The following is a 13,144-nucleotide window of genomic DNA, read 5'->3' on the forward strand; positions in this document are numbered from 1 at the left end:
GGGTGCGACAGGTCATGAGAAGGATGTTCCTTGCCGTGGACGACGGCTGTCAATATTCCGAGTTTCTGAATTAAATAAGCCGTGGTGACGCGCTCAACGGGTCCCGGTACAGCACGTCGAGGACCACCGAACCGCCCGCCACCGCCAGTACGGAGTCCCCGAAACTGGTCGGCGCGACCACGGCAGCCCGCTCCGGTCCGACCGCCTCCCGCAGCGCGGCCAGACAGTCCTCGCGGTTCAGTACGCCGACCTCGGTGACCACCACGCTCTCCGGGTTGAGCACGTCCAGGAGCAGCCCCGCCGCCCGCCCGGTCAGCCGCGCCCGCTCCACCAGCAGCCGCACCGCCACCGGGTCACCTGCGCCGGCCGCCGCGAGGACGTCCATCGGATTGACACCGTCGACGACCCCGGCCGCCCGGGCCCGGCGCACCAGCGTCCGCTCGCTCAGCTCCACCTGGAGACAGCCGGTGCGCCCGCAGTCGCACGGCTCGGTGCCGCCCGGCACCGGGAGATGGGCGATCGTGCCGGCCTGCGAGCGCGGGCCGTGGTGCACCTCGTCGCCGGTGGCGAAGGCCGCGTCGACCACGTTCCCGACGAACAGGTGCAGCACGCTCCGGCTGCCCCGGGCCCGCCCGAAGAGCCGCTCCCCGTTGACCAACGCCCGGGCGTGCCCGTCCACATGGACCGGCAGCCCGGTGCGCGCGCCGAGCAGCTCGCGCACCGGCACCTCGCGCCAGCCCAGCAGCGGGTGCTCGACGACGGTCCCGGAGTCCCGGTCCACCCAGCCGCCGACCGCGACCCCGACGCCCAGCGGCCGGCTGCCCGGCACTCCGTCGAGCAGCGCGGCCAGTCCGGCGGCGGCCCGCTCCAGCACCCCGCGTGGCTCGGTGTCCCGGTGCTTCAACTCCCGCCGTACGAGCACCCGTCCGCGCAGGTCGAGCAGTGCGACCGTGGTGTACGGCACGGCCACGTGCACCCCGCCGACCACGAACCGCGAGTCGTCCAGGTCGACGGGAACATGCGGCCGGCCCACCCCGGCCCGGCGGGGCGCCTGCGCCTCCCGGATCAGGCCGAGTTCGGTGAACCGGGCGCAGTAGTCGGTGACCGAGGCCGGGGAGAGCCCGGTCAGCCGGGCGATGGTGGAGCGGGCCACCGGTCCGTGCTCCAGCACCGACCGCAGGACCACGCTGGCGCTGGCCCGCCGCCGGTCGCCGGGGGGAGAGATGAGCGGGGGTGCCGCGGTACGGGGCATGGGAACCGTCCTCGGGAACGGGGGCCGACACGTCTCGGAGAGCGAGGCGCGCCGGGTCCGGTCCCTGCCGCGCGGCCTCAGACCGGGCGGCGACAGGTGGCAGCCCCTTGTCGTCGCAGGTCGACATAGCGACGCGACGTGAAGTTCCGGGACTGGGCGACCATGTCCGAAAGCGTAGGCCAGCAACGAGGAATCCCACCAGACCACTGGGATTCGATTGGTGGAACTCCACAGGCCTGTTCAACGCCGTTGACGTGACTGAAACATCTCTGCCTCAGTGATCGGCGTCACCTCGAACCGTGTGTAGCCCGCATCCTTTGTGGGGAGCCCACCAAGCGCCCGTTCCGGCCTTTGTCGACCGCTGACGTGTTCGGCTCAGGCGGGCCGGGATAGCGTCACGGTGTTCCCTGCTTGTCTGTCCACCCTCACCTCGCGGAGTCCCCATGAGCACCGCCACCGCAGCCGCGTCGACCCGCACCGGCACCGTCCTCGCCGACCTCCTGCCCGCGTCCCGGGTACGCGACGTGGCCCTCGTGGTCGGCGGCGCCGCGCTCACCGGCCTCGCCGCCCAGATCGCCGTCCCGGTGCCGGGCTCCCCGGTCCCGGTCACCGGCCAGACCTTCGCGGCCCTGCTCGTCGGCACCGCCCTCGGCGCCCGCCGCGGTCTGCTCTCCCTCGCCCTGTACGCGCTGGCGGGTCTGGCGGGCGTGCCGTGGTTCGCGAGCGGCACCTCCGGTGTCTCGGTCTCCTTCGGCTACATCCTCGGCATGATGCTCGCCTCCGCCGTCGTGGGCTCCCTGGCCCGCCGCGGCGCCGACCGCAACGTGCTGCGGATGGCGGGCACGATGCTGCTCGGCGAGGCGATCATCTACGCGATCGGTGTGCCGTACCTGGCCTACGCCGCCGACCTGTCCGCGTCCGCGGCGATCGCCGCCGGCCTCACCCCGTTCCTGATCGGCGACGCGGTGAAGGCGGCCCTGGCGATGGGCGCGCTGCCGGCCGCCTGGAAGCTCGCCGACAAGAGCTGACGCAACCGCATACGGGAAAGGGGCCCGGGGCGCGTACGCGCCCCGGGCCCCTTTCCCGTGCGTGTCCCGCTCAGCCGGTCCGCCGCCGCGACCACCACACGCCCGCAGCCCCGGCCGCGATCAGCGCCGCGCCGGCCGCGCCGAACGGCAGCACGTCACTGCCCGCGCCGGTCTTCGGCAGCTGGTCGCCGCTCGGCCCCACCGGCTTGTTGTCGGTGCCGAGCAGCAGCGGGGTGGCCGGGGCGTTCGGCGACGGGTTCGTCGTACCGAACGGCACCGGGCCCTGCTGCCAGAAGGTCTTCTTCCCGTCCGCGCTCTGCACGGGCAGACAGATCTTCCCGGTCCTGCCCAGGTCGAACGTGGCGGCCACCGGGTACGACTTCGACCCGCCCGCGCCGAGCGCGCCGACCGGGCAGCTGAAGCCGCTGTTCGAACCGGCCGGCAGATCCTTCGCCGCGATGGCGTCGCAGCCCTGCACGTTCGTGACCTTCAGGCCGTCGAAACCGACCACCAAAAGCCTGATGTCGGCGCTGTCCTTGGTTCCCTCGTTCTTGACGGTGGCGGTAATCGCCGTTTTCTGCGAACTGTTGTCGACCGAGATCTTCTCGGGCAACGTGGTCGTCAGCTTCACACCCGCCGGTGCCTGGTCAACCGCCTTTCCCCCCTTGCCGCTCGCCGGTCCCTGGTCATCGGCGGTCGCCGTGAACGGAAGGATCATCACGGCCGAGAAAGATGCCGTGACCAGCGATCCCATGACGACTGCCATACGACGAGAACTCATGTTCGTCCCCCTTGCAACCCCCTGGACCGCGCCTGAATTCGCGGTCACTTGAAGAGGTACCACAAGATTTCTCCGCACTATGCTGGTATGGCCGTAAGTGTGACCATTGTGTGTCAGCAGGGGCGGTCGTTGAGGGGGTGCAGCGAATTGCCGGAGAATTCAGGGAGTTCAGGGATCGCAGGGAATTCCGGTAGTCCAGGGAATTCGGTTGGTCCAGGGGGCGCGGTTGGTCCAGGGAACGCCGAGAGCGCGGGGCGCGGTGGGGTTCCGGGGCTGCTGGTGACCGGTCGATACCGGCTGGCCGAGAGTATCGGGCAGGGGGGAATGGGGCGGGTGTGGCGGGCCGCCGACGAGACGCTCGACCGGCAGGTCGCCGTCAAGGAGATGCGGATCGACGGCCTCGACGCCGAGGACACCCGCACCCGCCGTGAACGCACCCTGCGCGAGGCCAGGGCGACCGCCCGGATCGACCACCCCAACGTCGTACGGGTCTACGACGTCGTCGACGAGGGCGAACGCCTGTGGATCGTCATGGAGTTGGTCAACGGCCGCTCGCTCGAGTGGATCATGGCCGAGGAAGGGGCGCTGAGCCCGCGCGCCGCGGCCCGGATCGGCCTCGGCCTGGTCGCGGCGCTGCGCCAGGTGCACGCCGGGGGAGTGCTGCACCGCGACATCAAACCCGGGAACGTCCTGGTCGAGAACGCCGCCGGCCGGGTCGTCCTCACCGACTTCGGCATCGCGGCGATCCAGGACGCCAAGGCGCTCACCATGGTCGGCATGCTCGTCGGCTCCCCCGACTACATGGCGCCCGAGCGGATCTCCGGGCGCCCGCAGGGCCCGCCGTCCGACGTCTGGTCGCTCGGCGCGACCCTGTGCGCGGCCCTCGGCGGCCGTTCCCCCTTCTCCCGCGACACGACCCTGGCCACCCTGCACGCGGTCCTCTACGAGGAGCCCGAACTCCCAGCGGCGGCGGGCCCGTTGCACGACCTGCTGGCAGCGCTGCTGGCGAAGGAACCGACGGCGCGGCCCGGCCTGGCGGAGGTCGAACAGACCCTGCGCCCGGTGGCATACCCGCCCCAGACCCCGACAGAGACCTACCCGGCTCCGGCTCCGGCTCCGGCCCCGTCCCCGGCTCCGGCCCCGGCCTCGGCTCCGGCTCCGGCTCCGGCTCCGGCTCCGGTTTCGGTGGAGCGCCCGACACCGGCGTACGTGGACCTGACGGGACTGCGCATTCCGGAGCCCGAGGACGCACGCCCGCAGTCGCAGCCGACGGAGGTGCGGACGTCCCCGCCGGTGAGTGCTTCGACGGAGGCGGCGACGGAACGCTCCGAGGTCCGCTCGGAGACTCCGCCCAGCAATTCAGCGGGCCCGCCCCTCCCTCAAGCAGGCTTCGCATCGCGGCGCCCCGAACCGGAGCGCCCCGTCAGGGGCGTGGGGAACGGCGCGCCCAGCCCCCACACACCCGCAGCGCCCCACCGCCGCAAAGTCCCCCAACGCACAACTCTCCTGGCCGTGCTGGGAACCACAGCGGTAGCCACCGCCGTCGCCGTCCTCCTCACCACCACAACAGGCGGCGGCGACAACGACACAGCAGCCGGTACCTCCCCAACCCCCTCGACCGCGACGCCCACCACATCGGCGCCCACGGTGGCCGGCACCGCCCGCCCCCGCAGCCTCCCGCCCGGCGCCCACGAGGAGGCCGGCGGCTTCGCCTGGGTGACCCCGAAGGGCTGGCGCAGGGACGTGAAGACCGGTGCCGAGGTGCACTACACCTCCCCCGACGGTGGCCAGGAACTCGTCGCCAAGTCCTCCCTGGCCCACGGTGACCTCATGGACAGCTGGAGCGCCTCGGAACGCAGCGCCCACCAGGGCCAGGACTACAGCAAGATCCGGCTGGTCGAGACGAGGTTCCGCGGCTACCCGGCGGTGGTGTGGGAGTACACCTTCACCCTCAAGGGCGTCCGCTGGCACGCACGGCTGCTGGGCTTCGACGCCGACGGCAAGTCGTACCAGATCAACACCTGGTACCAGCCGGCGATCGAAACCCAGGCCGTGCGGACGTACGAGCAGGTCAAGGAGGGCTTCACCCTGCTGTGACCGGCGGTCGGCTCAGCCGACGGACACCTTGTCGGCGGGCTCGCCCGCCTCCGCGGCGGTCGCCGCCCCGCGGCTCCCCGTGAGCTTCTGCTTCACCAGGGCGACGGCGATCACGAGCGCCGCGATCAGCAGGGACAGCAGCACGGTCGTACGACCGCTGCTCGCGCCCTCCGTGTCGGTCAGCATGTAGGCCAGGACGAGCACGATCAGACCGGCAGTCGCCCAGGTCAGATACGGGTACAGCCACATCTTCACGACGAGCTTCTCCGGCGCCTCGGCCTGGATGATCTTCCGCATGCGCAGCTGCGAGAAGCAGATGACCAGCCAGACGAACAGGGCCACCGCGCCGGAGGAGTTGACCAGGAAGAGGAAGACGGAGTCCGGGAACCGGTAGTTGAAGAAGACGGCGACGAACCCGAAGACGACGGAGGCGACGATCGCGGCCATCGGCACACCGCGGGAGGTGGTCCGGGCGAACGCCTTCGGCGCGTCGCCGCGCTGTCCGAGCGAGAACGCCATCCGGGAGGCCGTGTACAGACCGGAGTTGAGACAGGACAGCACCGACGTCAGCACGATGAAGTTCATGATCTCGCCGGCGTGCGCGATGCCGAGGGAGTCCAGGGCGGCGACGTACGAGCCCTTCTCCTTGATCGACGGGTCGTTCCAGGGCAGCAGCGCGACGACGATGAGGATCGAGCCGAGGTAGAAGACGCCGATCCGCCAGATGATGCTGTTGGTCGACTTGGTGACCGCGCGCTGCGGGTTCTCGGACTCGCCGGCGGCCAGGGTGGCGATCTCGCTGCCCATGAAGGAGAAGACGACCAGCAGTACACCGGTGAGGATGGCGCCGGGCCCATGGGGCAGGAAACCGCCGTGGTCGGTGAGGTTGCCGAAACTCGCCTTGTCCGCGTGCACGCCGGGCAGCACACCGAAGACGGCCAGCAGGCCGACGACGATGAACGCGCCGATCGCGACGACCTTGATCCCGGCGAACCAGAACTCGAACTCGCCGTACGAGCCGACCGAGACCAGGTTGGTGGCGGTGAGGACCATCATCACGATGAGGGCCCAGCCCCACTGGGGCACGGCCGGGATCCAGCCCTCCAGGATCTTGGCGCCGGCGGTGGCCTCCACCGCGAGCACCACGACCCAGAAGAACCAGTACAGCCAGCCGATGGAGAACCCGGCCCAGCGGCCGAGCGCGCGGTCCGCGTGCGCGGAGAACGAGCCGGAGGTGGGATTGGCGGCGGACATCTCGCCGAGCATCCGCATCACCAGGACGACGAGGGTGCCGACGAGGGCGTACGACAGCAGGATGCCGGGTCCTGCGGTGGCGATACCCGAACTGGATCCGACGAAGAGACCGGCGCCGATGACGCCGCCGATGGCGATCATCGACAGATGACGGTTCTTGAGTCCTGCGTGCAGACCGTTGCCGGGATCGCCGGCCGGGGGCGGGGCAGTCGTGGTCGGCTGCGAAGTCATGGGGGGAATTCCTTTGCGCCGTTGAGCGGGGTCCCGTACGAGCGGCGTACGAGTTGGTCCAGTGAAACGGAGGCAGGCGAATTCCTGAACCTTTGATTCCAGATCGTTACTTGAGGTTTTCCTGAGGTTCTGTAGTGTTACTCACACTTTCCGGGGCGTGGCCCCCCGCACTGCCGGGCGTTTACGGCCATGTCACACTCATCCCATGCGCGTGTATCTCGGCTCCGACCATGCGGGCTTCGAACTCAAGAACCACCTCGTCGAGTGGCTGAAGGAAGCGGGTCACGACCCCGTCGACTGCGGCCCCCACATCTACGACGCCCAGGACGACTACCCGCCCTTCTGCCTCCGTGCGGCCGAGCGGACGGCCGCGGACCCCGAGTCCCTCGGCATCGTGATCGGCGGCTCCGGCAACGGTGAGCAGATCGCCGCGAACAAGGTGAAGGGCGTGCGGGCGGCGCTCGCCTGGAGCGAGGAGACCGCGTCGCTCGGCCGGCAGCACAACGACGCGAACGTCGTCGCGGTGGGGGCGCGGATGCACACGCAGGAGGAGGCGACGAAGTTCGTCGAGACCTTCCTGAACACGCCGTTCTCGCAGGGTGAGCGCCATGTCCGCCGCATCGACATGCTGACGGAGTACGAGACGACGGGCACCCTCCCGCCCATCCCGCCGCACCACCCCCAGCCGTGACATTCCCCCCGCCCACCCCGGCTCGGCACGCCCGGAGGCGAGGCCGGGGGTGGGCCGCGGTCCCATGCCCGCGGCCCGGCGGGGGCTGACCGCGCAGTTCCCCACGCCCCTCACGGCGCGCTCCTCCCGGCGTGTTGGGCGGGGCGTTCTCCGTCTCCTCGGGATCTCCCGCCTCCTCGACGTTCTCCTCGTTCACTGAGCGAGTCGGGTGGGTGGGTGGGAAAGGAATGGCTTTCGTGCCGGAAGGGCACACGATCCACCGGCTCGCGCTGGACTACCGTCGGCTCACCGGACCCGTACGGGTCAGCAGCCCGCAGGGCAAGTTCTCCGACGCCGCCCAACTGATCGACGGCGCCCCCCTCACCCGTACCGAAGCACACGGCAAGCACCTCTTCCTCGGCTTCCGCGACAGCGACTGGGTCCACATCCACCTCGGCCTCTTCGGCAAGGTCACCTTCGGCGACGCCCCCGCGCCCCCGGCCACCGACACCGTCCGGCTCCGCCTCGCCGACGCCACCTCGTACGTCGACCTGCGCGGCCCCACCACCTGCGCCCTGATCACCGACGCGGAGAAGAACGCCGTACACGCCCGGCTCGGCCCGGATCCGCTCCGTGCCGACGCCGATCCGAGCGTCGCGTACCGGAAGATCTCCCGCAGCCGTACGACCGTCGCCGCGCTGCTGATGGATCAGAAGATCATCGCCGGGGTCGGCAACGTCTACCGCGCCGAGGTGCTGTTCCGGCACGGAATCGATCCCTACCGCGCCGGAAAGGAGATCGGCCCGGCCGAGTGGGACGCCGTCTGGGCCGATCTCGTCGGGCTCATGCGGGAAGGCGTGCGGAACAACCGCATCGACACCGTCCGCCCCGAGCACACCCCGGAGGCGATGGGCCGCCCGCCGCGCGTCGACGACCACGGCGGCGAGGTGTACGTCTACCGCCGGGCCGCCCTGCCCTGCCACCTCTGCGGCACCGAGATCCGTACCGCGGACCTCGCCGCCCGCAACCTCTTCTGGTGTCCCCGCTGCCAGAACCGCTGAGCGGCACGCACCGGAGGGCGCACTAGAAACCGTGCGGCAGCCACGGCAGCGTCGCCGACCCGAACGCCGTCGACGCCTCCGCGAGCGCCCCCGGCCGCAGCTCCCGCACCCGGCCCGCCCGGGCCAGCGACACCAGGGACACGCCACCGAGGTACGCCGCCGCCAGCTCCCGTACGGACAGGGCGAGTTCGGCCGTGTCCGTCGTACGTTCGCAGGACGCGCCCTTGGCGTCGCCGGTCAGCCGCCAACGCCCCTCGTTCCAGGGGCAGAAGGCGTCCGCCACCTCCAGCACCAAGTCCACCGGCGCCTGATAGGTCCGCGCCGCGAGCGCCCTGCCGACGTCGACGAGACGGAGGTACCCCATGTCCCGCACCCGCGTCAGACAGCGCCGGATGTCGGAGACCAGGTACTGCCAGGCGTCGTCGACCGGCCGCCCCCGCAGCGTCAGCTTCGACATCAGGTCGATGCCGAACAGGAACCGCCACAGCGCCGCGTCGCTCGCCGCGTCCACCGCGGCCAGGTCCTGCAACGCCACCGTGCCGTCGTGCCCGCTCGGCGACCAGCCCAGCTTCGTACGGAACCGGGCGTACCCGGTGACCCGCCCGTCCCGCTCGGCGACCACGCACTGCAGTGCCGACGCCCCGTCCCGGTCGCTCTCCGGGTCCACCAAGGCCACCCGCTCCCAGCCGGGCTGCCGGGCCAGCATCCCGGGCCGCAGCGGCACCAGCTCCGCGTACACCGCCTCGCACGCGTCGAGCACGTCGGCCGGCCTGGCGTAGCGCAGCCGTACGTCGTCGGTGCCGGCCGGCACGGCCAGCGTCACCCGGCTCGTGTCGATCTCGGCCTGCAGCTGCTGGGTCGCGGTGTCGTACCCGAAGCGGCCGTAGATCGCCGGCTCGGAGGCGGTCAGCGCGGCGAGCACCTCGCCCCGCTCCCGTACGTCGTCCAGCTGGCGCCGCATCATCGCGGTCAGCACCCCGCGCCGCCGGTGCGTCGCGGACACGCTCACCATGGTGACGCCGGCCACGGGCAGCACGGCGCCGCCCGGCACGGTCATCCGGAAGCTGAACGCCCCGCCCGTCCCGACGAGTTCGGTCCCGTCCCAGGCGGCCAGCGAACGCTCGAACTCCGTGAGGGAGCGGTCCAGCTCGCGCTCCTCGGCCGACGCCGGACCGGCCCCGAAGGCCCGGATCAGGTGGTCCCACCACCCGTCGAACTCCTCGGCACGCAGCACCTTCAACTCGGTCGCACGGTCGGTCGCCATACGCCATGCCTACCAGGGGCAATGCGGGACGAGCCAGCGAATTTCTCCCGGACGGCGACGCGGGGGCTTCCGGTGAAGTTCACTGTGAAGTCGCACTCGAAGGTGAACCTCGGACGGGGGACAAGTGGGACCTCCCGTGCCAAGCAGCTGGTCCGATGGATAGGGTCCCGAACTAATGGCAGTAGACGGAGAGCGGCGCGGGAAGGCCGAGACGTTCACGGCCCGGTGGAAGATGCAGTGGCACCGGGCCCGCGTCGGGCTGCGCAGAAGCGCCGTGGACTACTTCCGCGGCGACGGATCTGACTGGATCGCGCTCGTCGGACTCCTGCTGACCGTCCCGGTACTGGCGGCCATGACCCTCGCCAACTCGGTGTGGTTCTCCCCGGCCTCCCTGGTCCTGCCGATCATCGCGGGCGGCCTGCTGCTGCGCCCGGCGAGCCTGCTCGGCCTGTACGCGGCGGCGGCCACGGCGCTGATCGTGGAGTCGGTACGGCTCGGCCCCTACACGGAGGGCCCCTCCCGGGTCACCCCGGGCGTGGTCCTCGTCGTCGCCGCCTGCGGTTTCTTCGGCCTCCTCACCGCCCAGTTCCGCAGCCGGGTCGGCGTGCCCTGGCGGCGCGGCGGCACCATGCTCTTCGACCTGCGCGAACGTATCCGGGTGCAGAGCAAGCTGCCGAAGCTGCCGCCGGGCTGGCACCGCGAGATGGCCCTGCGGCCGGCCGGCGGGCAGTCCTTCTCCGGCGACTTCGTGGTCGCGGCCCGCACGAACAACGGGCGCACGATGGAGGTCGTCCTCACGGACGTCTCCGGCAAGGGCATGGACGCGGCGTCCCGCGCCCTGCTGCTGTCCGGCGCGTTCGGCGGCCTGCTGGGGTCCCTGCCCCCGCACGCCTTCCTCACCGCCGCCAACGGATACCTCCTCCGCCAGGACTGGGACGAGGGCTTCGCCACCTCGATCCACCTGGTCCTCGACCTGGACTCCGGCGACTACGAGCTCTACTCCGCCGGCCACCCCCCGGGCCTCCAGCTCAGCGCGGGCAGCGGCCGCTGGGAGGAGAAGGCCGCGGAAGGGCCGCTCCTTGGCGTCTACGACGGCGCGCAGTTCGACTCGGTCAAGGGCTCGCTGCGCCCGGGTGACGTCCTGATGCTCTTCACGGACGGCCTGGTGGAGACGTCGGACCGGGACATCGTGGAGGGCATCGACCGCCTCACGGGAGAGGCCGACCGCTATGTCGCCGGCGGCTTCCACGGGGCGGCGTGGCACCTGATCGAGGCGGTGGCGAGGGACGTGAACGACGACCGCGCGCTGCTCCTGATCTGCCGGGAGGCGGTGAGATGAGCGCGGACCGGGGTGCGGCCGCGGACCGTCGGCGGCTCACGGGGCGCTGCCCAGCCGTCCGTCCCGGCCACCCGGCTGCGGGCAGGCGTGCCGCAGGGCGGCACGGGCGGGCGCGGCGGCACCCGGCCGCCGCCGGTAAGCGTCCCCACCCCCGCCACGGGATACTCGCACCGTGACCCCGACCCCGCTCTCCCTTCCCGAAGTGGAGGCGCTCGCCCGGGCCGCGCACGCCACGCAGACCGACAAGGCCGGCCGCCCCTACGCCGAGCACCTCGCCGCCGTCGCCGAAGGCGTCCGCGTCCGCGGCGGTGACCCGGAGCAGATCGCCGCCGCCTGGCTGCACGACGCGGTCGAGGACCACGCCCTCACGGCGGACCGGCTGGCGGCGGCCCCTCTCACCGCCCGCACCAGGGCCATCGTCCTCGCCGTCACCAAACACCCCGGCGAGGCCCCCGAGGCGTACGCCCGCCGCATCCTCGACACCCCGGGCGCGCTCCTCGTCAAACAGGCCGACCTCGCGCACAACGCCGACCCCGGCCGGCTCGCCGTACTCGACGAGGACACCCGGAAACGGCTGACCGAGAAGTACGCCAGGATGCGCGCCCTCCTCGGTCTGCCCGCGTAGGCGGAATCACACGTTGGCCATCTCCCGGCCTTCCTTGCTCTGCCGCCCCCGCGCCAGTTCCGCCGCGTCCTGCCGGAACGCCCAGGCCATCCGCGGCTCCATGGCGAACCGGAACACCCGCTGGACGGGCCGGGAGCACAGCAGCGTGACAACGGCTCCGGCGAGTGCGGTGACGAAGATCTCGCCGAGCGGGCGGTGCAGCCAGCGCGGGTCGAACCAGCCCGCGTGGTCGGCGTACTTCACGACGAAACCGTGCAGCAGATAGCCGTACAGCGTGCCCGCGCCCAGTGCCGTGAACCACATCCGCCGGCCCGGTACCCAGGACAGGAAGCCGGCCGTCAGCACCATCGAGCAGCCGAACATCGCGAGCACCATCACCGGCCCGCACCACCACGGCACACCCAGCTCCTGCGCGGCGTCGCGGTGGTAGAACCACGCGGTGTTCATCCGCGGCACCGACCACCAGGAGAACACCAGCGCGACCGCGAACACCGGTACCGCGGCGATCCGCACCGGCCACCGGCGTACCAGCCGGAAGTGCTCGGGCCGCAGGCACAGGCCGAGCACGAAGTACGGCAGGAACTGCAGGACCCGCTGGAGGTCCAGGTCGTCACCGATGCTGGGGGACACGGACGCCAGCATCGCGATGGCGAAGGCGACGGGCAGCGGGTGCCGGACCGCCCGCCAGATCGGTGTGGTCAGCCGCCAGACGAACAGCGCGCACAGGAACCAGGTCAGGTACCAGGGGTCGAGCAGGCTGATGTCCTGGCCGGGGGAGTGGTCGACGTACCGCTCGAACAGTGAATAGGCGGTCTCGAACAGGACGTACGGCACGACGACACCGGTGACCAGCCGCTTCAGCCGGTCCGGGCGCATGTCGAAATTCCGGGAGAAGTAGCCGGAGATGATGATGAAGGCCGGCATGTGGAAGGCGTACACGACGCAGTACAGCGCTTCCAGGACGCGGCTGTCGCCCTTCAGCGGCTCCCAGGAGTGACCCATCGCGACGAGCACGATCGCCAGGTACTTGGCGTTGTCGAAGAACGCGTCGCGCTGTCTGTCCGCCGGCGGCCGGGCCGGGGGACGCGGTGCTGGGTTCTGGCCGGGGGACGTGGCGGCGGCAAACATCTGAGGCACCCTAGCGTCGCCTGTGGGATTTCGTAAAACCGCCGACGTGAATGCTGGATATCTTCCGTGATCACTTGTGAACCGCCGGTCTATTTACCCGGGTCGACTCCTATGTCCATGCGGTTTCATGGGGCACTTATACCCGCGATGTCCCTATTCATCCTGACTAATTGGTGCATAACGACTGCGTGTGACCCTGCCTTGTGGTGTCTGTGTCAACAATTCGAATTGGCTGCGCAGGCGTTGTGTGGACACCGAAACCAAGTTGGTCAATTGCCTTGGATCTACGGCTGGGTGGGGCGTCGAATTACTGTGCGGGCGGGGGCCGGTGGGCGGTGAGTTGTCGACGTTGTGTCACGGGCCGCATAGTGCGGCCGGGTTGGTGGCACGATGGTTCTGGCGGGGGTGCGGGGC

11 protein-coding genes are annotated in these 13,144 nt (G+C 70.9%); 6 read left to right on the top strand and 5 right to left on the bottom strand.

The window, feature by feature from the left end; all coding sequences use genetic code 11:
• Positions 1 to 70 precede the first annotated feature (70 nt).
• A complete protein-coding gene (locus tag ABZ642_RS17070) occupies positions 71 to 1,252 on the bottom strand; it encodes an ROK family protein (protein ID WP_360483818.1) in 1,182 nt (393 codons plus the stop codon).
• Positions 1,253 to 1,695: 443 nt separating this feature from the next.
• Here ABZ642_RS17070 and ABZ642_RS17075 point away from each other — a divergent pair, with 443 nt between their 5' ends.
• Positions 1,696 to 2,280 (top strand): biotin transporter BioY, encoded by a 585-nt coding sequence (locus ABZ642_RS17075; protein WP_360483821.1) that lies wholly within the window; start codon positions 1,696 to 1,698, stop codon positions 2,278 to 2,280.
• 70 nt (positions 2,281 to 2,350) lie between these two features.
• On the opposite strand, the gene ABZ642_RS17080 is transcribed toward ABZ642_RS17075, so the two are convergent.
• Positions 2,351 to 3,061: an LPXTG cell wall anchor domain-containing protein gene (locus ABZ642_RS17080; RefSeq protein WP_360483824.1), complete on the bottom strand. Its 711-nt coding sequence runs from the start codon at positions 3,059 to 3,061 to the stop codon at positions 2,351 to 2,353.
• A 276-nt stretch (positions 3,062 to 3,337) separates the two neighbouring features.
• Here ABZ642_RS17080 and ABZ642_RS17085 point away from each other — a divergent pair, with 276 nt between their 5' ends.
• On the top strand, positions 3,338 to 5,158 hold the full coding sequence (locus tag ABZ642_RS17085) for a serine/threonine-protein kinase (RefSeq protein ID WP_360484350.1): 1,821 nt from the start codon (positions 3,338 to 3,340) through the stop codon (positions 5,156 to 5,158).
• Between the two features lie 12 nt (positions 5,159 to 5,170).
• Here ABZ642_RS17085 and ABZ642_RS17090 read toward each other — a convergent pair whose 3' ends face one another.
• The gene (locus ABZ642_RS17090; RefSeq protein ID WP_360483827.1) at positions 5,171 to 6,643 is read right to left on the bottom strand and encodes an amino acid permease; all 1,473 of its coding nucleotides are present in this window, start codon (positions 6,641 to 6,643) and stop codon (positions 5,171 to 5,173) included.
• A 205-nt stretch (positions 6,644 to 6,848) separates the two neighbouring features.
• On the opposite strand from ABZ642_RS17090, the gene ABZ642_RS17095 reads away from it, so the two are divergent.
• Together ABZ642_RS17095 and ABZ642_RS17100 are read left to right on the top strand one after the other, a co-directional pair.
• Positions 6,849 to 7,334, top strand: coding sequence for a ribose-5-phosphate isomerase (locus ABZ642_RS17095; RefSeq protein WP_360483830.1), 486 nt, complete (start codon positions 6,849 to 6,851; stop codon positions 7,332 to 7,334).
• Between the two features lie 236 nt (positions 7,335 to 7,570).
• On the top strand, positions 7,571 to 8,374 hold the full coding sequence (locus ABZ642_RS17100) for a DNA-formamidopyrimidine glycosylase family protein (RefSeq protein WP_360483833.1): 804 nt from the start codon (positions 7,571 to 7,573) through the stop codon (positions 8,372 to 8,374).
• A 22-nt stretch (positions 8,375 to 8,396) separates the two neighbouring features.
• Here the strand turns inward: ABZ642_RS17100 and ABZ642_RS17105 are convergent, their stop codons facing one another.
• Positions 8,397 to 9,638: a GNAT family N-acetyltransferase gene (locus tag ABZ642_RS17105; protein ID WP_360483836.1), complete on the bottom strand. Its 1,242-nt coding sequence runs from the start codon at positions 9,636 to 9,638 to the stop codon at positions 8,397 to 8,399.
• A gap of 175 nt (positions 9,639 to 9,813) precedes the next feature.
• Here ABZ642_RS17105 and ABZ642_RS17110 point away from each other — a divergent pair, with 175 nt between their 5' ends.
• Both ABZ642_RS17110 and ABZ642_RS17115 read left to right on the top strand, forming a co-directional pair.
• Positions 9,814 to 10,977: a PP2C family protein-serine/threonine phosphatase gene (locus ABZ642_RS17110; RefSeq protein ID WP_360483839.1), complete on the top strand. Its 1,164-nt coding sequence runs from the start codon at positions 9,814 to 9,816 to the stop codon at positions 10,975 to 10,977.
• A 172-nt stretch (positions 10,978 to 11,149) separates the two neighbouring features.
• Positions 11,150 to 11,602: an HD domain-containing protein gene (locus ABZ642_RS17115; RefSeq protein WP_360483842.1), complete on the top strand. Its 453-nt coding sequence runs from the start codon at positions 11,150 to 11,152 to the stop codon at positions 11,600 to 11,602.
• A gap of 6 nt (positions 11,603 to 11,608) precedes the next feature.
• Here ABZ642_RS17115 and ABZ642_RS17120 read toward each other — a convergent pair whose 3' ends face one another.
• Entirely contained in the window at positions 11,609 to 12,730 is a 1,122-nt protein-coding gene (locus ABZ642_RS17120) for an acyltransferase family protein (protein WP_360483845.1), read from the bottom strand.
• Positions 12,731 to 13,144 lie beyond the last annotated feature (414 nt).

This window comes from Streptomyces sp. NPDC007157 (assembly GCF_040634235.1).
Lineage (GTDB): Bacteria > Actinomycetota > Actinomycetes > Streptomycetales > Streptomycetaceae > Streptomyces.